The sequence below is a fragment of the Psychromonas arctica DSM 14288 genome, assembly GCF_000482725.1.
GTDB classification, from domain to species: domain Bacteria; phylum Pseudomonadota; class Gammaproteobacteria; order Enterobacterales; family Psychromonadaceae; genus Psychromonas; species Psychromonas arctica.
In genome coordinates, this window is sequence record NZ_AXWP01000037.1 from 13,583 (window position 1) to 33,756 (window position 20,174).

Genomic DNA, 20,174 nt, shown 5'->3' on the forward strand with positions numbered 1-20,174 from the left:
CGCAATTTGCTCTTATTTTTTTACCATTTTCAGACTTAGGAGGCTGCTGCAAAAAGGAAAAGCTGATAGTCTGGCACATATAAAATTTATGATAAAAGGAAAATTAATAATGCCTAATTTCGATCAAAACTTTGAAGCTACTCGTTTGTCTATGCTTTCAAAACAACACCCTGACATTGTGAAGGTGTCGGGTGAGGTGGTGTTTCGTGCGGAAGATGACGAAGACCGCCTAAGCGGAACATCTTGGACTCTTGAAGATGACATTTTTGATCAGGTCACCGAATCAGGCTTCAAATTACACTTGCTTGAACTTCTGGATAATTTCATAGAATACCGAGGTCAATGTAACGAGCTGCCGAAAAAGGAAGGGATTGTGCGTTTTGGTGGTGGCACTTTAAATATTGAATGGCTACCTAATGGAACTACCCATCTATCCAAATGATGTTTTATAAGAACCAGCCTGAGTTTTCCTATGGATGATAAATATGTTTCAGAAATAGACTGTCTTGATAAGTTAATGGTTGCATGGTCAGAGGCATTCCCGAAGGATTGGTATTTCAACTACGATGGAGTGATTTCAACTGAGGACTGGGATAGTTGTGGTAAAAAAGTTTTGTTTGTTTTAAAGGAAACAAATGAAGCAAAGCAAAATATTGTCAACGCTATTAATAGGGCTATTGAGGTGAAGGCAAGTGGATGGTGGCGAGGAAAGGTTCTTCGTCGGGTGGGGCGTTGGGCTTACGGACTTCAAAAATATGATGGGGCTGTGCCGTCACTGAGAGATGCTAAATTAAATGAAAAAAATGCAGTTAAGAATATTGCATACATAAATATAAGGAAAACATCTGGAAGTGCGCGAACCGACCAAAAGTCGTTTGACGCCCATGCCAAAGAGTTTGCCCCTTTTGTTCGAAGGCAAATTGAGTTGATTAACCCTGATATTGTTGTGCTTTGCGGCACATATAATCAAGTTAAACGTTACGTATTCCCTGAGCTTAAAAAAGTTAGCGAACGAGTGCATGTTAATGACGGGGTTGTCTTCATCAATGCCTTCCATCCTGCCGCAAGAAAAAAGTCGGCCATGCTTTATCATCAAGTACTCGATAACTACCACGCTTACAAAAATCATATATAACCAATGCTTGAATAGTTATATGCAGCGCAAGCCTTGCGTCGTATCTTGAAAAAGCCCCTTCAAGAGGGGCTGTGTGATGGGAGCCGTTCGCTAGTTGGCGGGAGTATCTGTTTCCTCTTCAGTGATATCGTCATCGGTTGAAGGCACCGCTTGCTCAACTTCTGCTTCTTTACCCTTAGCTTGGGCTGATTTTCGTGCACGAATTTCGATATCAATAATGCGTCGTGCAAGTTTGATAATGCGCTGTTGCCATGCGTAGTTGCCATCAACACGTTGCTTGTTACTAAGCACGCTAGATAACCAGAGTGTGTCCATTGAGATCATCAACGAATCGAGTTTGCGCACTAAGCCGACAAACTGGCCAACCTGAGGCGAGCTGATTTTAGCGTTGAAGGTAATCGGGTCGGTGTAGTCAGGTACTTCATCGATGCCGTTGGACTCCATCAATTTGTCCAAACGAGATTGTTCGTTGTCTACCGCCTTAGCGCAATCCTCGATCAACTGGCTAATGATCTGTTCCACTTCATCAATTTCGTTCTCATCGCCAATGATGCGCAGGATGACATCGATTCCGTAAAGCGCACTGACCGTCCGTCTAAAAACACGGTCAACGACACGTTGCGCCTGTAAGCTATTAATTGTGAATGATTGTTCAAAGATGGGTTTTGAGTAATTGGGTTTTGCTTGGGCCATAAGTTTTTGCTCCTGATATGACAATAATCAGTCCCTAGCCTAATCCTCTGTGCGGTAATGGCCTTTCAGCTAGGTGGAAGAATTGAGCATCTTTCTAACTATCCTGTCTGGATAAGACGGTTACAATGACTATCAAATATTGCTGATCTGTTTCAGTGATATCTGCGCCTGAGAGCATGAGCTCAAAGGAAGCCCGCCGCTGAGTATTCTCAGTGGTACTAAGAGGTAGCTAGCCTCCTTAAACAAATAGCCTGCATGTTTTTACATGCTCAACCATGCGTTCCTTGCGGTTCGCCTTTTCACCACCCAACTGGGGGAGTTTTCCCCAGTTGGGGGTGACTCCTTCACAACCTAATTAAGGAGTCACCAATGGAATATATCTTCGGATTTATTATCCAAGTCGCAGGCATTATGTTGCTTGCAAAACTGAGCTGGTCGCTTTTGCGATTGGTTGCTCGTCAAAGCGTGCGCCCGTTTCGATTTGTACTTACTCAAATCAAGCGATTGCTCACACCAACACCAAAACGTCGTCCAATGGCAGTGCCTAAAGCTCCTGGTATGCCCCGTTTGACATCTGCGTTTTACAAAGAGCCACATCAGTACGACATGGCTTTACTCGAAATACCAACCTATCTGCGTCGTCAGTCTTCTTTGCCCAGCCGGGTAGAAGCGACTGTGTGCACAGAGTTCAACTAAGACGAGGAGAACATCATGAAAAACCAAGTAACACTCATAGGCTACGTTGGCGCTGAGCCAGAGACGCGAGCCTATCCATCAGGTGATTTAGTGACCAGTATTTCACTGGCCACTTCTGAGAAATGGCGCGACCGTCAATCCAATGAGCTTAAAGAGCATACGGAATGGCATCGGGTCGTTTTTCGAGATCGTGGTGGATTTAAGTTAGGGCTAAGGGCAAAAGATTTAATCCAAAAAGGAGCGAAGCTTTTTGTACAAGGGCCTCAGCGCACGCGCTCATGGGAGAAAGATGGTATTAAGCATCGATTGACCGAAGTGGACGCGGACGAGTTTCTGCTTCTTGATAGTGTGAACAAAGCATCTGAGCCATCAGCGGCGGATGATGCGAGCTCCCAAGTTAATTGGGCACAAACTTATCCTGAACCAGATTTTTAACCGAGCAAAACCCTTTAACCCAGCCGGGAGTACTTTCCCGTCAGGGGCAGACTCCCACTTTGATTGTCGGAGTCCAAAATGGAAAAACCAAAGCTAATCCAACGCTTTGCTGAGCGCTTTAGTGTCGATCCAAACAAACTGTTCGATACCCTAAAAGCAACAGCATTCAAGCAACGTGACGGTAGTGCACCGACCAATGAGCAGATGATGGCGCTCTTGGTGGTTGCAGATCAGTACGGCTTGAACCCTTTCACCAAAGAGATTTTTGCGTTCCCTGATAAACAAGCTGGAATTATTCCAGTGGTAGGTGTCGATGGATGGTCTCGCATCATCAATCAACACGACCAGTTTGATGGCATGGAGTTTAAGACTTCAGAAAACAAAGTCTCCCTAGATGGCGCGAAAGAATGTCCGGAATGGATGGAATGCATCATCTACCGGCGCGACCGTTCGCACCCAGTCAAAATCACTGAGTATCTGGATGAAGTCTATCGACCGCCTTTTGAAGGTAACGGCAAAAATGGCCCTTACCGGGTAGATGGTCCATGGCAGACGCACACTAAGCGAATGCTAAGACATAAATCCATGATCCAGTGTTCCCGCATTGCGTTTGGCTTTGTGGGAATTTTCGATCAAGACGAAGCAGAGCGAATTATCGAAGGCCAAGCAACACACGTTGTTGAGCCATCGGTGATTCCACCCGAGCAAGTTGATGATCGAACCCGAGGGCTTGTTTACAAGCTTATCGAGCGGGCCGAAGCTTCAAACGCTTGGAATAGTGCATTGGAATATGCCAATGAACATTTTCAAGGTGTTGAACTGACGTTTGCGAAACAAGAAATATTTAATGCACAGCAACAGGCAGCCAAAGCGCTCACACAGCCTTTAGCTTCTTAGCGCCACGCATTCATTTTACTAACCCTGGCGGGATTATTCTCCCGTCAGGGGGAGGGTCTCGTCTTTTTTTGGAGATCTTCCATGACTAAATCAGCCTCACTTTTACGCTTGGTACTGGTTGTTGCCCTTGTCGTAGGTTCGATTCAAGCCGGTAAAGAGGCAATTGATTCGGTTCAAGCAAGTGTTGTTCAGCACCAAACAGCGTTAGCACAAGCTGCAAAGTAACCACTTAACCCTGAAGGGGAGTTCTCTCCTTCGGGGGAGTCTCCCCTCAAAGGAGGCAATATGAAGGTTATCGACCTATCACAACGTACTCCTGCATGGCACCAGTGGCGCGTTGCAGGGGTTACGGCATCTGAAGCCCCAATTATTATGGGGCGTTCACCCTACAAAACACCTTGGCGATTATGGGCAGAAAAAACCGGATTCGTATTACCGGAAGACCTATCGAATAATCCCAATGTACTTCGCGGTATTCGGTTGGAGCCTCAAGCAAGGCGAGCATTTGAGAATGCGCATAATGACTTTCTTTTGCCGTTATGTGCAGAAGCCGATCATAACGCAATCTTTCGAGCTAGCTTTGATGGCATCAACGATGCGGGTGAACCCGTTGAATTGAAATGTCCTTGCCAGTCAGTTTTTGAGGATGTGCAAGCTCACCGAGAACAAAGCGAGGCGTACCAGTTGTATTGGGTGCAAGTACAGCATCAAATACTGGTCGCCAATAGCACGCGTGGTTGGTTGGTTTTCTATTTTGAGGATCAACTGATTGAGTTTGAAATACAACGAGACGCCGCGTTCTTAACTGAGTTGCAAGAAACAGCGCTTCAGTTTTGGGAGTTAGTACAGACCAAAAAAGAACCGTCAAAATGTCCTGAGCAAGATTGTTTTGTTCCTAAGGGTGAAGCTCAGTACCGCTGGACATCACTGTCTCGGCAGTATTGCTCAGCACATGCCGAAGTGGTTCGACTGGAAAATCACATTAAATCTTTGAAAGAGGAAATGCGAGACGCTCAGTCGAAATTGGTCGCTATGATGGGTAACTACGCTCATGCGGATTATGCTGGGGTCAAACTCAGCCGCTACATGATGGCGGGCACTGTGGACTATAAGCAATTGGCCACCGATAAATTAGGCGAACTGGACGAACAGGTTTTAGCCGCTTACCGAAAAGCGCCACAAGAGCGGTTGCGTATCAGCACCAATAAGCCAGAGCAGCCCGTTGAAACACCAATCAAAATCAGCCTTGAGCCAGAGAACTTGGTTCTGCCAGGTGACTCGCCGAGCTCATTTTATTTTTAACGTTCACTTGGAGCCGATTTCGGCTCCTTTCTCATGCGCTTACATCGAGTGCATCAGAAAGCAGTTTCACTCGTAGCCAATGCTGGGTACGAATGATAGAGCGAGCTGAACTCTTACATACACAGCCATACCACAATCCACACACCACCCGACGGGGACTTCATTCCCTGCTGGGGCATGGGGCCTCGTCAAAACTGATGAGGTTTACCATGACTGAACAATCCCCATTTTTGGTTCAAGTGAATCAAGCGTTTAATGTCCCGGCTCCTGATGCTTTCGTTCTGGAAGGATTTAGTGCCGACACTACCCATCCAAACATTCCCGTTCGCAAGGACGAGTATGTTTTTAGAAAAGAAGACTTACGTGACGTATTGGCGTTCTTGTCTAACCCAGACGGTGACGGTTTGTATATTACAGGCCCCACTGGATGCGGTAAGACCTCGCTAATTTGCCAAGTTGCTTCTCGATTGAATTGGCCTGTTCAGCAAATTACTGCGCATGGTCGATTGGAATTGTCCGATCTTATCGGTCACCACACACTGGTTAATGGCAACATGACCTTTGTGTATGGACCGCTGGCACTGGCTGTAAAGCATGGCCATTTGCTGATCATTAATGAAATGGATCTTGCTGAGCCTGCTGAACTGGCTGGACTCAATGACATTTTGGAAGGTGCCCCTTTGGTCATCGCACAAAATGGCGGAGAGATCATCATGCCACACAACAAGTTTCGATTTATTGCTACCGGCAACAGTGCGGGCAGCGGTGACCAAACGGGCTTGTATCAAGGCGTGCTTCAACAGAATTTGGCTTTCCTTGATCGCTTTAGAATCATTGAGGCGACCTATGCAGAACCATCTGTAGAGGAGGCCATTCTGGAGAGCGTTGCGCCGGGCTTACCAGAGGTCTTTCGCCAAAAAATGGTGAAGGTGGCTGGTGACATTCGTCGTCTTTTTATTGGGGGCGCGGATGGCGGTGCAGAACTCAGTATCACCATGTCCACTCGGACCTTGGTGCGCTGGGCAAAGTTAACACTTGCTTTTAAAGGCGCTCCTAACGCAGTGGAATATGCACTGGTTCGGTCTTTGACGGCTCGTGCTGAGTTGGAGCAACGAGAAGCCATTCACCGTATTGCCGCTGATGTCTTCGGTGACCATTGGGAGGATTGATGATGGATAAGTGCTTTGCTCTTTACCGTTACAGTCATTCTGATGGGACAGCCAAAGAATGGGCCATTTACGTTGGATCGGATACCCAGGAGATTGAAGTTCGGTTTGGAAAAGCCGGTCAATTGTCGCAGCAGCGATTGATTGATTCGACTGATCCTAACGCTGAAGCAGACCGACGAATCAATGAGAAAATCAACAAGGGTTATCGATTGGTTGGACAAGTCGGCATTGATCATCAAGGGCGGCCATTTGAACTCTCAAATGCGCTAGATAGTGTCGCGTGCGCCAATAACGTCAGTTGGGAGTTTCGTACTCGCAAGGACGTCAATGGCCAAATATCGCTGGCGCAAAAAGCGTTGTTCGATATGGCAAAGCTGCTTGAAGCCTATGGCTTGGCTGTTATTGATGATGACCAGGTCAGGATTGGAGAATGGTCATTAGGGTTTTGCAAAAGCGGATTACCTAGTACCAATCAAATCAGCATGGTGTCAGGTGAAGGCGCTGGCATTGTTAACACTGATGATGGCCCGTGGCCATTGTTGCTGTTACTGGCCTTTAAGCGTCAATTACCACCACTGTGTTCGCTCACAGTAGCGAGTCCTGAAGGGATAGAAGTATCTGACCAACTGAAGTTGGAAAAAGATGTATTGAGGCTGTTAGGCAGTGATTTAGAGCGGGTTCGCCCGATAGCTGAAGCACTGGATTTAATGCCTGCGAAAATCGATCTCAACCAATCGTCGCCTGATTCGCAAAATTACTATTTCTGATAGTGGTATTGCCATTAGCGCGTCAACTACTACCACCCAAGCGGGGGCCATTGCTCCTGTTGGGAGTGGTGCGTCCCCATCTCGCATGAGGATGCACTATGAGTATTCAAACCCTCGACAAACTTTTGATTTGTCACATCGACTGTTCCATCTGGAGCGGTAGAAAAAAACTAAGGCCTGAAGATTTCAGATTAGCCAATGGCAGCCAACTTCCACCGAAGGATGTTGCCAGCTTAGGGAGCAAAAAAATTTGCGACCCAGAGGCATTGGCGAACTTTGAAAGGCTTAAGAAAGAAGCGCAGCGCTTGTGTGAGCAAGTCGGTGTGCGGTTTTTAGGTGGCTATGCCGTCCCTGAAGACCGAATTGATCAGATTGTTCCAGAGCTTGACCGGATCGGTCAGGAGTTTGCGCAGTGTAAGCAGTTGTTCTTGGACAACTATGATCAGGTGACGTTTGACTGGGTTGCGAAACACCCGGAATTTGCAGATGCAATCCGACGTGCATTATCACCCATCGAAGACGTGGAACAACGGCTTCAGTTCGATTATGCCATCTATCGAATGCAACCGGCTGAACAAGCTGGAGGCTTAGATGACAAGGTCAATGGTATGGGACACACCCTCTTTAAGGAGGTGGCTCGTGATGCCAATGAACTGTTTGAGCGTTCCGTTGCAGGTAAGAATCAAATAAGTCAGCGAGCCCTTAATCCGCTCAAGCGATTAAGAGACAAGTTGGATGGTTTGTCCTTCCTGGATCATCGAGTTCAGCCGATGGTTGAAGCGATGGACAATTTATTTGTTCGTCTGCCGAAGACCGGCCCTGTGACAGATAATCTCTATCACGAACTGATGGCGACCATTTTAATTTTGTCTGATCCAGACAAGATGAGAATGCACGGTGAAGGTCAATTGGATATCAGACAACTGATGCCCAAACCTGAACCTAAACCCGCACAGCCAGTATCTGCTCAGGCAGATAACTTACGTGCAATACCACAACCAACCGTCAGACCAAACCTTGGTTCGACTGTACCAAACTCATTTTATTTCTAACGTCCTTGAGGGCATGTTGCCCTGAAGGGCGCATGTCCTCTGAACTATGTAAGAGGAAATTATGCAATCAACCATCCATAACCCCAGCCAACTGAACCAGTTTGAAGCACATTTTCGTGGTGTGACTGATGCGGTTGAAAGTGAATCGATACCAGAAGTGGCGTGTTGTCGAACGTTAGTACAACGGTCGTACTCAACACATAGTGTCGTGATCCCCAAGAACCCTGTTTTGATCGCAGATGCGGACGCACAAGGAGCTTGGGTAACGGCCATGGTATTTGTTCCAAACATGGCATTGCAGCAAACCGCTCATGAGCGGGCCTGGCTGCAATATCAACACGAGGTGTCTACTCAGTTACAAGACCAGTACGGTCTGACATTGGATGACATCCTGAGTTTAGACCAGCTTAAAACGTCATTTGAGCAGCACGAGAGTCCAGCTCAATTGGTGGTTTGGTTAGGTCAAAAATACGACCTGGATAAGCTAAAAGCACAGGTTTAAACACTTACATTCCCAGCGGGGAAACGCTCCCGCTGAGGGAGTATTCCCCCTAATGATTAGGAGACTCCCATGAATCATCCATTAAAAAACGCACTGCCAATCGTTGCCGCCGCTTATGGCGAAAAGTTTGGTGTGAAGGTGCTTATTCAAGGACAAGATGCGTTTACCGATGGTGAGCGGATTGTGATCCCAACAGCAAACCCAGACGACCCACACTATCAACAGATAGCTTGGGGTTATCTGGCTCATGAAGCGGCGCATATTCGGCATACCAATTTTGACATGGTGCAGAAGGCGTCGTCTAAGCCGATCCGTAAGGCACTTCTCAATATCATTGAGGACGTTCGCATTGAAAACGAATTGGCAAAGGATTACCCCGGAACCCGGCGCAGTATTTCGCAAGTGATTGAGTACATGGTGGACACACAGCAAATGTGTGTACCTGAACAGCCTGAGCCTGCATCTAACTTGCAAGCATGGTTGTTGTTCCGCTTGAGATGCCATTTTCTGGGTCAGAAATCGCTGACGCCTTTGTATCAAGCTGTTGATGAAAGAGTGAGACAACTCTTTCCTGCCGCAGCGATGAGCCGGTTAAGCGCCATGCTGACAGCAGTGCCTAGCCTGGCATCTACAGGTGAAGTGCTGAAACTTGTCGATGCCATCGTTGCCATGTTGGAAGAAGAATCTCGTCCACCACAGGATGATTCTGATGTTGATGGCGGTGATGACATTGGACAAGATGCGAGTAATGACAGCAATAGCAGTAGTGACAGTCAAACCCCGGAAACAGGTTCGTCTGCAACAGGGGATGCTGGTGAAACGAGTGATTCTGATAACTCTGATCAAGCTGACAATTTGCGACAAGCCTTAGAGGCCAGTGCCGCTCAGTTTGAACCCGATACCTTTGCCCAAGTGGCAGAAGTGTTGTCGGAACAAGCAGAAGGACATCAGGGCGTCACTCCGCTCAGTTTGCCCCAAGCAGAGCAAGCTATGTTGGGTGATGAGGCCATTTTGACCTTATCGGCGTCTGAGTCCGCTCAAATTCGAGCCAGGCTTAGGGGCATGGTTCAGTCCAGTCAGGACAATCGGAATCATGCCAAACGGCACGGTCTTCGAGTTGCAACCCATCGTCTTGCCGCCTCACAAGCAGGTGAATCGAGATTGTTTATTCAAAGGCAGCCGCGCATTGCGCCTAATGCTGCTGTGCACTTGCTTGTCGATATATCGGGCTCAATGGGTAAGCCCATTGGCGAAGGTAATCGCAAGTACTTTCATGTTGCCAATGAAGCTGCTTTGGCTTTGGCCATGGCATTGGAAGGTATACCGGGTGTTGTACCTGCGGTCAGTTATTTTCCTGGTATTCATCAGGAAGTATCTATCGCGTTATTGCCCAAGCAATCGGTTCGACATCGGGCCGCCTGTTTTGACCAAAAACCACGAGGTTGTACGCCTATGGCACAAGCTATGTGGTTTGCGGCAAACAGTTTGTTGGCACAAAAACAGAAGCGAAAGCTAATGATAGTGCTAACCGATGGTGACCCAGATGACTGGGCTGCTACACATGACATTGTTGACCGTTGCAGACGAAGTGGCTTTGAGCTGCTGGGGATCGGGATTCAAACACGCAGTGTTGAGAAATTCTTTCCTCAAAGCATCGTGATTAACGACGTCAAAGATCTAAAGCGTGAGTTATTCGAAGTAACACAACAACTGTTAGTTCAGTAACCACATCAACTTTACCACCCTGCGGGGACGATTCCGTCCCCGTCAGGGCATGGGTTCGTCTCCGCTTTTTTTTGGAGACTCCTATGAAAAACAGAAAGTTCTTAGCTGGCGAAGAAGCCGGTACTTATATCGTTCCTGAGCAAGTGACCGAAGCGGATATCTTAGATATGGCGCTTAAGCTTGCCCGTGGTCGATTGAGTAAAGGTCGCAAAATTGAACAGCCATCGTCGGCGTTCTCATACCTGCAAACACTGATGCACGAGTATGAGCACGAGGTTTTTGGTGTGCTGTTTCTTGATACAAAGCATCGCGTCATTCGATTTGAAGAGCTGTTCAAAGGCACTTTAGATGCAGCGAGCGTGTATCCAAGGGAAGTAACAAAGCGGGCGTTGGAACTTAATGCGGCAGCAGTGATACTGGTTCATAACCATCCATCGGGTGATCCTGAACCCAGTGAAGCTGATAAACGCATCACTCATCGACTTCGTGACGCCTTGTCACTTGTTGATATTCGAACGCTTGACCATGTCGTGGTCGCATCCGAGGGCTGCGTTTCGCTTGCCGAACGCGGTTATCTGTAATGAATGGGCGTATTGCCCATTCTCCTACATCACAAAAGCAGTCCCATCAGCACACATCAGCACAGCTTGAATTTCTATTTGAGTTTGATGATGCCCCTGTCACTTGGTCTGACACGGAAATCTGGCAGTTACGCGAAGGCATTCTATTGGATGCGATCCGTGTGTTGCTGGACGGTCGTGTCAGTACTCGGTTGCGCAAGGATGTGTTGTCGTGGATTCAAAATGACGAATTAGCGCCATTTTGCTTTCGTGTTTGCGCAATGGCTGCGGTTGTCGATCCTGATGTGCTTCGTGATTCCATCATGTGGCTATTAAGACGACATGGTATCCGGCTTGACTAACGCTCCTGCATTAACCGAACGGCTAATGCAGGACCTAAGCTGACTTTTACCTCCTGTGGTAGGAGTCGGCATTTTACTTAAGGAGGTTATATGGCGTTACCTTTACAAATTGACACAGTAAGGCCATATCTCAATGGCCAATGGCTTCAAGTCTTGGCGGCATTGGTGCCAGAACTTGATGCCGCTATTGCTCGAAAAGGCCGTCATGTGGCTTGCCCTGTTCATGGCGGTCGTGATGGCTTTAGGCTGTTCAAAGATGCTGAATATACCGGTGGTGGCGTTTGTAATACCTGCGGTATCTTTCATGATGGCTTTGAACTGTTGTCTTGGATTAATGGATGGAACTTTGCTCAGTCTATTGAAGCAATCGGCCAAGTTCTAGGTATTCAACCCGGACAAGTACCAACTCGGGCAGTACCGAGTAACGCGGTTGACTGGAAGACTAAAAAGCAGGACGAGGACAAAGCGATTATCCATCGCTTGAATCAAACCTGGGGAGAAACGTTATCCCTTGTAGATACTCGTGCGCAACCGGTTTGGAACTACTTGCATCGTCGTGGCATTGTTGCGCGGCTTCGTCCTGAATGGGATTCGGTGCTGAGGTTTCATCCTAACTTGCCTTACCATGATGAAGATGGCCTGTTTATCGATAGCTACCCAGCGCTGCTAGGTAAAATCGTTACTCGACAAGGGCGTTCGGCTACGTTTCATCGGATCTACCTAAGTGAAGATGGATTCAAAGCGCCGGTTGAAAAGCCTAAAAAGATGATGCCGATACCCAGTGACAGAACAATCACTGGTGGTGCCATTCCTATAGGTGAGCCTGGTGAGGTATTAGGTGTGTCTGAAGGTATCGAAACAGCTTTAGCGGTTACCAGAGCTACGGGGCAAACATGTTGGTCGGTTGTGAACGCAACCCTACTGGCTAGGTTTGAACCGCCAAGTAATGTGAAAATGCTGTACATCTGGGCAGATCACGATCTCTCTGAGACCGGCCTGAATGCAGCGAATGAACTCAAGAAAAAAGCCTGGCAAAAAGGCATTCTGACACAAGTCCTGATCCCCCCGATACCAACGTCACTCGGCGTGAAAAGTTGGGATTGGAATGATGTGCTGAATGTTTACGGTGCCATGGGCTTTCCGAAAGTTCATATCTGATCCAAGGGGCTTCGGTCCCTTTTTTTGCGCCTTGCATATTTGAAAAAACATGGAGAATGAAAAATAGATAACCAATAGGAGAAACAAACATGATGGTATTAACCCTGTTAACAAAGCAGATTGATGGTGAGTTTACGGTTTACTGGAAGACCGGCCTTCGAAGAGGAGGTGAACTAAAGGTCGATTTAGGTGAGCAATACGACAAGCTAGCTGAGCAGCAAAAGCCAATTGCAGCTGAGCTCTATGCGATTCATCACCTACTGTCAGTGAAAGAGGTGATGGGGAGTAACCGAAGCGGTAATGGGCTTCAAATCCGGGTCAGTAAAGGAGCTATCAAAAAGTTACAGAAACAACGCTCAACTCAGCATTCACTTTACAGCCTGACTAGGTTTTTACTCACTCGATACCAGGAAGCACAGATCTCGGTAGAGAAGCAGGACGATTGGCTCTCACATTCCTTCGAAGAATACAGCGTCGATAATGCTACAGTGAGAGAAATCGATGAGGTCATCAACGTTCCGAACATTGGACCTGTCGTGGTGACTCGTCATGCACTGGAACGGTTTGTGGAACGGCTTTCTAATGGAGAGCCCAAGCATCCTTGGAAGGCTTTGTGCACAAAGCTACTTTGCTCGGGGCTAACTAAAGCCCTGTTACCAGAAAGCGTCGCAATCCAAAAAGCCAAAAAATATGCACAAGAGGCCGAGTTCTGGCAGCATCTTGGTAGCAAAATGCACTTTGTTATGATTCCGAGTGACTCAATGAAGACGTTGGTTACGGTTTTTGCAGTAAAGTGAGTTAATGTAGTATTCGCATTTATGAATATTACTTATGTGAAAATTGCAGTCAATTCCATTTGCAAACCTTAATGGCCGCTTTAAAATCCAAAGCGGTCAATACTCCCTGCCAATGTTAAATGAGTTAACTCTTTTTCACCTGCTCAATCATCTTAGCTGAATATGCTATTAAAGCGTATTTTGTTGCGACAATACTGTTTGATTCCGCCCTTTGTTCTTTGCCTCATAAAGCGCGCTATCTGCTTGATGGATAAACATTTCCATAACTATTTCGATAGTATTGGCACTCCTTTTATTTACCGGCAAGGCTGATATCCCTAAACTTATCGTCCATTTTACAATTTCTCCTGCATCACTAGTCACGTATACATCCTCGACGTGCTTTCGAATCCTCTCTGCAAGATTTTTCGCATCAGTTATATTGGTATCAGGTAAGATAATTGCGAACTCTTCTCCTCCAAGCCTAGCAACAAGGTCAGTAGCTCTTGACTGGTTTACACATAAATCTGCAAGCGCGCAAATAACGCGATCTCCTGTAGGGTGACCAAAAGTATCATTGATGCGTTTAAAATGGTCTATATCGAGTAAGATTAGAGCGCATTCAACGCTCGAGCGAGCACTCCGAGTTGTCTCTGATTTAAGTTGGTTATCAAAGTGACGCCGGTTTGCAACACCAGTTAACGGATCTGTTTGGGAGGACTTCTCTAAAGCGAGTTGAAGGTTGTAACGATGATAATAACTCCATGAAAAAACAAGCATAATTAATAAAGCTGAAACGCTCGATTGCACTGAGATCTGGAAATAAACGTTTTGTATCAGCTCATCTAGCACGCCATGGTTTTCGGATAGAACAACAAAGGAAAAAGCAACAGTAAGAAATAAAATCTGAATGTAGATTGAGAAGCCGATGAGAACAAAAAAGATAAAAAAGGGATAGAGTGCAACATTACTCACTGTTGTCACTAATTCTTCGCCAGAATGCTCTATTATTTTTATGCCGAGATACGCAGAAAAAACTAGGGTTATTAAAATTGTTGCCGTAGATAATTTCAAACTGCTTGATTTTAAGATAATCCAAGCAGGTATCACTAATAGAAGAAAGTAAAGTCTCAGCTGAAACAACTCACTTCTTATTTCAGGATGTGATTTGTAGTCAAAAATACCTTCGGCAAGCCCCAAAGGAATGAGTGTCAGTAAAATCGCAGCTGTATATAACCGATAGTCGTTAAATTTTTTGTTTAAATAATCACTACTAAGTTCAAGCTTGCTCAACTGTATTATGGCGGTCAAAGTACTCTCATTTTTATGAAACATCATTTATATCCATACTTCAGTGAGGGGGGCGTTCGTGATAAGTGTGTTCATTTTGATTTAACAGATTTTACTAGCCTGTGCTAACAGTTTAGCCTATATAGTTGAGATAGGTATGGGGATGTGCCTGAATTTGGCTGTGCCTGAATTTGGCGAGGAGTGAAGTTACCCATTATTAGTATGGGTAACTTACTAAGTAACTATAGCCAGCGACAGGTCTGACTACCAGAAAGCTCATGTTTCGACACCATTACGTAAAGGGGAGCTGTTTTCCTTCTCCTACTTGGGTAATCCCCAATGATGCCAAAAATCCAAATAGTAACGAACAAACCAGCAGTGACAAGGTAAACCAAAACATAACAACCTTTCTGCTAGCCCCCATGGCAATTGCGAATGCTCCAGCGGCATGGATACCAATCAAAAATGGCCCCAAAAAAGCCAAGCCTGGAACACCAAATTTTTCCATAATTACATGTTTACGATCCATTATGTCGGGGGCAGCTTGCTCAGTTTCGGGTTTATTTCGCCAACGCTTCATAAATAACTTAACTTTTTCACTGGCATAAATTATGGGTAACAGCGAAAGCAAATTTCCGAAAAAGCCTGCAAGTGCAGACGGAAACCATGGTAACCCAGCAATAACACCCAATGGGACGGCAATCCAAACTTCGAGCACCGGAATTGCCGCCCCCACAAAGACACTGATATAGAGTAATAAGTCATTCATTTAGATTGCCCTTGCTGCTTTTTTTGTGAAGAACAAAACATATAAGCTTGGCACAACGATAAAGGATGCAATGGTGCCTGAAATAAGGCCGCCCATTATCACAACGTTAAACGAGCGCCATAGCGGATCATTGGCGATAAGCAAAGGAAGCAGCCCTAAAATAGTGGTTATTTGTGTCAACATAATAGGGCGAAACCGTTGCATTAAAGCTGATTTGAGTGATTCAAGTTCAGATTTTCCTGCGTCTTTCTCGATATCAATTTGTTCGATAATTAGCATCGCATTCGACACAATAATGCCTATCAGGGCGAATATCGCTAAATTCGCCATAAAATCGAAAGGCAGCCTGAAAATGATCAGTGCTAAAAGTAACCCAATGGCACAGAAGGGTATACTTAGTACAATGATCGCCACCTTACGAAACGAGTTGTACTTGTGGATGAATAAAATGATCATCATAAGTACACAAAGTGGTAGGAAAGCAAAAATAGCTTCTGCGGTGACCTCGCTCTCCTCAATCTCTCCGCCAAACTCGATTTGCACTTTGCCGGTATTGCGAACCTGCTCCAACGTTTCTGCTATGTTGGAAACCAACTCTTTAGAGGTCATCGCCGGATTAAGCGCTGTCACCGTCAGAGTTGGCCGCAAGTTTCTTTTCTTCACAATCGACGGATGAAACTCTGTGTCAGCGCGAGCAATTTCTGATAAATAAACGGTTTTATCAGAAGATTGTGAGAAAATCTGAATATTATTTAACTGCGACAGTGACGCGTTATCTGTTGGCATTGCCAGCATAATAGGCAGCAAGAACTCTCCTTCCCGAAGCTCAGATGTACTCTCTCCGAGAGTATTTTTCCTAAGAGCGGAAAAAATGTCTCCTCGTGTGACTCCGGCATAGCTTGCTGCGGCTTGGTCTACATTTACCACCAAGCTGGGGATAGGTTGTTCCCAGTCCTGCTTGATGTTAATGGTTCCATCTACTTTGCTAAGCGCCTCTTGAATCGTTGCAGCAGCCTGTAATAAATTACTATGGTTGTTGCCGATGATTCTAATGGCTGCTTCGCCTGGAGGCGTGGAGCCCATGAAAAACGGGTTAATCCCGAGCTTGGCATAGGGGAAAACAGGAGGCATCTCAGCCCTAAGTTGGCTTACAAAAGCCGCAACATTGGTTTCTTTACTAAGATTGATAACAAAGTAAGCGGTATGCGGAGCCGGATCTGGCGGATTCAGGCCTAGGATAAAGCGTGGCCCCCCTTCACTAACATACGCAGTAGCGCCTGTAATCTGCGGAAAACGTTGTTCCTCTGCAAGCCATCGCGTCATTTCTTGTGCAACTTCAGCTGTGCGGTTTGCAGGCGTACCTGCTGGGAGCTCAAGGGATATTTGCATTTGTGAGCGTTCCGACGGTGGAAAGAATGCCTCTGGAATAGTCGCAGATAAAAATAACGATAGGATCAGGCTTGCTGTCGCACCTGCTAAAAATGCTTTTGGCCAGCTAATGACTTTGTCCCAAAAGCGAGACATGATCATCATTAAGCGCGAGAGCTCACTTTGCTCAGAAGTGTTTTTACCTTTTCTTATAGACCACTGCGCCAAAATCGGCACCAGCATAATGGCAACAAACCAGGAAATGATCAGCATGACGCCAATAACGATGGTTAGCGTCTGCATATAAATCGCAGTGATATTATCGGTGAACATAGGTGGGGCGAATGCCAGGATAACCGTTAGGCTAGCAATCAGCATTGGCGTACCCAGTGTCTTTCCGGCGTGTAAGGCTGCTGATTTACCAGACTCACCTTGATTAATACGTTTTGAGATATCCTCAACAATCACCATCGGGTTATCAACCAAGATCCCAAGTGCAATGATAAACGAGGCGATACTCACCTCATTAAGCTCAACACCAAGCACTCGTAAAACGACTAATGTCATAATCCCTGTAATGGGCACGGCTAATCCCACCAGTGAACCAGCGCGTAAACCCAAGGCGATAACAGTGACTACAGTCACGACTAGGATCGTCTCCAAAAGAGTTGAAATCATTTTAGATATGACTTGATTAACAACTTCACCTTGGTCGGTGATGATTTTCAATTGAAAGCCAGCAGGTAAATCATGTTCCCATTTTGCTATTTGTGTACGAAGGCGATCATTGAAATCGACCATATTTACGCCGGGCGTCATATAGCCAGCAAGAACAATCGCCTGTCCCCCGTTTAAATAGGCGGCGGTATTAAGCGGTTGTGCTGTCGTCCTTATCACATCAGCTAGCGTGTCAAGTGGTAACTGACTGCCATCTTGCAGCACAATAGGTATCGCTTTAATATCTTCAATAGAGTTATAGCTCCCTCTGACATAAATACGACTCTCTTGGTCGCTAAAATTCACTCTGGCAATATCATCAAACGTATTGTTTTTATGTAATTGCAGGTAGATATCATTAGGCTTTATCGAAAATTTCGACGCAGCAAACGGTTTAAGATTGATGTTCACTTGCTCCTCAGTAACGCCATGCAAGGTGACTTTATCCATACCTGGGATATCGTAAAGAAAATCCCGCAACTCACTGGCTTTATTTCTAAGTTGTTCAAACGTGTGATTGGGGGCACTGAGTGCAACAGTCATTACGGCAACAGCATCATAACTATCGTTAACAAAAGGCCCAGATACACCCTCGGGAAGTGAGTTCTGCACATCCTGCATTTTCGCTCTGACTCTAAGCCATGATTGCGCGTAGTCTGGTGTTCCGTCCTTAATTTCCAAAGAGATATGGATCTCTCCAGCACGAATAGACGTGGTGATATTTTTAGTTTCTTCCAGTTCACGCAAAGCACGTTCAACCGGGCGCGCCAATAGCGATTCCGTTTGATAAATATCTAAACCAGGGTGATAAGCGGTAATCACAGTGACATTTATCGGGAGTGTGGGCTCCTCTTGTGACGGGTAATTCGGGTATAACGCCAACCCTATGCTCGTAAGCATAAAAAACAGAAAGAGCACTAAACGGCTGTTAGCAAGTGAGAAGTTGGTAATGGACATTAACGCGTCTCCCCTAAAACACGAACCTGTTGCCCATCACTGATAAAGGCTGCTCCGGCTGCTACGTATCTCTCTCCGAGTTCCAACTCAGCATTAATAATGTAGCCTGACGGTTGAATATCGACAATTTGTACAGGTTTTTTACTAACGGTATTGGACTCACCGTTAAAGGAGTAGAGGAAAGCGCTGTTACTTGTTGCTTCAATATAAACTGCGCCGTGAGGAACCAAGAGAACGTTTTCACTATTTTTCAGACGATAGTTCACTGCAACCACGAGACCTGGCGGTAAAAAATTTCCCTCTGGCACTTGTATACGCAGTTTAACAGGCAAGCTCAAGCCATTACTTGCGCGCTCTGCAATATGAGACAACTCAGCCTCAAAAGACGCCCCTTGATGACTAATACTGATAATCTGTTCATTTGTAGAACGTAGAGCATTTGCCAAAGGTACGGGGATTGATGATTCAACAATAAGTTGCGCTGAACTGTCGAAAGTAAATATGACCTGATTCTGAGCCACCTCTTCAAAGGGTTCCACTTGTCTGGTAGAGACAACACCATCATAGGGGGCTTTTATTACTGCTTGAGAAAGTTCTCTTTCTGTGAGTCTGACTCGGCTTTGTGCTTCACGCACAGAGGCTTGAGCTGTTAAGAAAAGTGTTCTTGCCGCCTCTAAATCTTGCTGGGAAACTGCGTTATTTGATTTGAGATGATTAAGCCGTTCATAGTTTGCTTGGTGTTCTTCAAGCGCGATCTGCGCTTTTGAGGCTTCAGAGCGGGCGTTATCAACTGCTAGTTGATAAGGCTCCAAATCCAGTGTTGCCATGATATCGCCCGCTTTTAACCGGCTACCAATATCCACCTGCACCTTTTGCACTTTGCCAGGAACGCCAAACGAGAGCTGCGCTCTGCTCTCTGTTTGTGTTATTCCAGAAAAGCGAGATTCTTGGTAATGCGCGTTTGCACCCACTTCGTTGAGTGTTACCACTCGAATGTTCTGTTCAGTGGGCTCAGGTATACTTTCACTGCTACAACCCTGTAATAAGACAAGTAGGCAAACTAATGCATATTTACTAAATTTCCTTAATAATATAACTGATCGTTCGAGTATATAAAATGGCGAACTCATAACAAACCCTCTTGAGGTATGGCTTAAATATTAATTACTTTTTTGGTGTAAGAAGGGTCTGAACAAGCTGACGTAAAAGTTCACGCGAATACTCGATATCCGCAGTCGCTATCTGGCAGGACAAACCATCAATGTAGGCAAAGATATAGTGTGTTATTTGCTCGGGTGTGAGCAAATAACTTGTCTCATCTTTATCCTGTAATTTCTTGATCATGGTACAACAGGTGTCAAAGAGCTCTTGACCTGAATCCTGTACCGCTTTCTTAATTTCTGGGTTTCTGGATGACTCTGCGAGGATCTCCAGATACATAATAGTTCCTATTTTATCGCCTGTGAGATAGGCCTCTTGCTCCAAAGCATCCATGAAATCACTAGCGCTCTCAATTCTTCTCAAAGCATCGAGATCTCTGGAAGAATAGCGCTTGGCGATTTCCAGAATGAGTTCATTTTTTGAGGCGAAGTATTGATAGAGACTTGCCTGGCTGACTTTTGCAACACGAGAAATCTCCGCCATGCCAGCGCCATGAAAGCCTTTTTTAACAAAGCATTGCACAGCACCATCAAGAATAGCCTCGATTTTATCCTCTCGAGCTGCATAATTCACTGGACGACCTAAATTAGACATAAAAGTACCACTTACTTTAGTGAGTGGTCAATCATATAAATGACGGTGATTCTTGTCAACTGATATCGTTTGTCTTAGAAGCCAACTTT

At 45.8% G+C, this 20,174-nt stretch carries 22 protein-coding genes; 16 read left to right on the plus strand and 6 right to left on the minus strand.

Features of this window, described 5'->3' with window-relative positions; translation table 11 throughout:
* Positions 1 to 109 precede the first annotated feature (109 nt).
* A complete protein-coding gene (locus H592_RS0105880) occupies positions 110 to 442 on the plus strand; it encodes a hypothetical protein (RefSeq protein ID WP_001132435.1) in 333 nt (110 codons plus the stop codon).
* Between the two features lie 30 nt (positions 443 to 472).
* Entirely contained in the window at positions 473 to 1,135 is a 663-nt protein-coding gene (locus H592_RS0105885; RefSeq protein ID WP_000342215.1) for a uracil-DNA glycosylase family protein, read from the plus strand.
* A 90-nt stretch (positions 1,136 to 1,225) separates the two neighbouring features.
* Here the strand turns inward: H592_RS0105885 and H592_RS0105890 are convergent, their stop codons facing one another.
* Complete coding sequence (locus H592_RS0105890; RefSeq protein ID WP_022614423.1) at positions 1,226 to 1,828, minus strand: hypothetical protein; 603 nt, start codon at positions 1,826 to 1,828, stop codon at positions 1,226 to 1,228.
* A 369-nt stretch (positions 1,829 to 2,197) separates the two neighbouring features.
* Here H592_RS0105890 and H592_RS0105895 point away from each other — a divergent pair, with 369 nt between their 5' ends.
* The 14 genes from H592_RS0105895 (at position 2,198) to H592_RS0105960 (ending at position 13,250) form a co-directional block, all read left to right on the plus strand.
* Complete coding sequence (locus H592_RS0105895) at positions 2,198 to 2,524, plus strand: hypothetical protein (protein ID WP_007104995.1); 327 nt, start codon at positions 2,198 to 2,200, stop codon at positions 2,522 to 2,524.
* 15 nt (positions 2,525 to 2,539) lie between these two features.
* Positions 2,540 to 2,959, plus strand: a complete 420-nt coding sequence (locus H592_RS0105900) for a single-stranded DNA-binding protein (protein WP_022614424.1) — start codon at positions 2,540 to 2,542, stop codon at positions 2,957 to 2,959.
* A gap of 78 nt (positions 2,960 to 3,037) precedes the next feature.
* On the plus strand, positions 3,038 to 3,856 hold the full coding sequence (gene bet / locus H592_RS0105905) for a phage recombination protein Bet (protein ID WP_000414662.1): 819 nt from the start codon (positions 3,038 to 3,040) through the stop codon (positions 3,854 to 3,856).
* 81 nt (positions 3,857 to 3,937) lie between these two features.
* Positions 3,938 to 4,081: a hypothetical protein gene (locus H592_RS24190; RefSeq protein WP_169727641.1), complete on the plus strand. Its 144-nt coding sequence runs from the start codon at positions 3,938 to 3,940 to the stop codon at positions 4,079 to 4,081.
* A gap of 60 nt (positions 4,082 to 4,141) precedes the next feature.
* Positions 4,142 to 5,158, plus strand: coding sequence for a YqaJ viral recombinase family nuclease (locus H592_RS0105915; RefSeq protein WP_028867956.1), 1,017 nt, complete (start codon positions 4,142 to 4,144; stop codon positions 5,156 to 5,158).
* A gap of 209 nt (positions 5,159 to 5,367) precedes the next feature.
* The gene (locus tag H592_RS0105920; protein WP_028867957.1) at positions 5,368 to 6,327 is read left to right on the plus strand and encodes an AAA family ATPase; all 960 of its coding nucleotides are present in this window, start codon (positions 5,368 to 5,370) and stop codon (positions 6,325 to 6,327) included.
* A 2-nt stretch (positions 6,328 to 6,329) separates the two neighbouring features.
* Positions 6,330 to 7,094 carry a hypothetical protein gene (locus H592_RS0105925; protein WP_425414381.1) on the plus strand — a complete coding sequence of 255 codons (765 nt, stop codon included), beginning with the start codon at positions 6,330 to 6,332 and terminating at the stop codon, positions 7,092 to 7,094.
* Between the two features lie 98 nt (positions 7,095 to 7,192).
* Positions 7,193 to 8,146 (plus strand): DUF3150 domain-containing protein, encoded by a 954-nt coding sequence (locus H592_RS0105930; RefSeq protein ID WP_028867959.1) that lies wholly within the window; start codon positions 7,193 to 7,195, stop codon positions 8,144 to 8,146.
* 61 nt (positions 8,147 to 8,207) lie between these two features.
* On the plus strand, positions 8,208 to 8,648 hold the full coding sequence (locus H592_RS0105935) for a hypothetical protein (protein WP_028867960.1): 441 nt from the start codon (positions 8,208 to 8,210) through the stop codon (positions 8,646 to 8,648).
* Between the two features lie 69 nt (positions 8,649 to 8,717).
* Positions 8,718 to 10,373 carry a VWA domain-containing protein gene (locus H592_RS0105940; RefSeq protein ID WP_028867961.1) on the plus strand — a complete coding sequence of 552 codons (1,656 nt, stop codon included), beginning with the start codon at positions 8,718 to 8,720 and terminating at the stop codon, positions 10,371 to 10,373.
* Positions 10,374 to 10,456: 83 nt separating this feature from the next.
* On the plus strand, positions 10,457 to 10,954 hold the full coding sequence (radC, locus tag H592_RS0105945; protein WP_000797298.1) for a RadC family protein: 498 nt from the start codon (positions 10,457 to 10,459) through the stop codon (positions 10,952 to 10,954).
* Positions 10,954 to 11,295 carry a hypothetical protein gene (locus H592_RS0105950; RefSeq protein ID WP_028867962.1) on the plus strand — a complete coding sequence of 114 codons (342 nt, stop codon included), beginning with the start codon at positions 10,954 to 10,956 and terminating at the stop codon, positions 11,293 to 11,295. The genes radC and H592_RS0105950 overlap by 1 nt, the downstream gene beginning before the upstream one ends.
* Before the next feature lie 90 nt (positions 11,296 to 11,385).
* Positions 11,386 to 12,453, plus strand: a complete 1,068-nt coding sequence (locus tag H592_RS0105955; protein WP_028867963.1) for a DUF7146 domain-containing protein — start codon at positions 11,386 to 11,388, stop codon at positions 12,451 to 12,453.
* 89 nt (positions 12,454 to 12,542) lie between these two features.
* Positions 12,543 to 13,250: a hypothetical protein gene (locus H592_RS0105960; RefSeq protein WP_028867964.1), complete on the plus strand. Its 708-nt coding sequence runs from the start codon at positions 12,543 to 12,545 to the stop codon at positions 13,248 to 13,250.
* Between the two features lie 168 nt (positions 13,251 to 13,418).
* On the opposite strand, the gene H592_RS0105965 is transcribed toward H592_RS0105960, so the two are convergent.
* The 5 genes from H592_RS0105965 to H592_RS23205 form a co-directional block, all read right to left on the minus strand.
* On the minus strand, positions 13,419 to 14,567 hold the full coding sequence (locus H592_RS0105965) for a GGDEF domain-containing protein (protein WP_028867965.1): 1,149 nt from the start codon (positions 14,565 to 14,567) through the stop codon (positions 13,419 to 13,421).
* A gap of 244 nt (positions 14,568 to 14,811) precedes the next feature.
* The gene (locus H592_RS0105970) at positions 14,812 to 15,288 is read right to left on the minus strand and encodes a small multi-drug export protein (protein ID WP_028867966.1); all 477 of its coding nucleotides are present in this window, start codon (positions 15,286 to 15,288) and stop codon (positions 14,812 to 14,814) included.
* The gene (locus tag H592_RS0105975; RefSeq protein WP_028867967.1) at positions 15,289 to 18,330 is read right to left on the minus strand and encodes an efflux RND transporter permease subunit; all 3,042 of its coding nucleotides are present in this window, start codon (positions 18,328 to 18,330) and stop codon (positions 15,289 to 15,291) included. It lies immediately after the preceding gene.
* Positions 18,330 to 19,460, minus strand: coding sequence for an efflux RND transporter periplasmic adaptor subunit (locus tag H592_RS0105980; RefSeq protein ID WP_028867968.1), 1,131 nt, complete (start codon positions 19,458 to 19,460; stop codon positions 18,330 to 18,332). The genes H592_RS0105975 and H592_RS0105980 overlap by 1 nt, the downstream gene beginning before the upstream one ends.
* A gap of 34 nt (positions 19,461 to 19,494) precedes the next feature.
* A complete protein-coding gene (locus H592_RS23205) occupies positions 19,495 to 20,085 on the minus strand; it encodes a TetR/AcrR family transcriptional regulator (RefSeq protein ID WP_028867969.1) in 591 nt (196 codons plus the stop codon).
* Between the last annotated feature and the right edge of the window lie 89 nt (positions 20,086 to 20,174).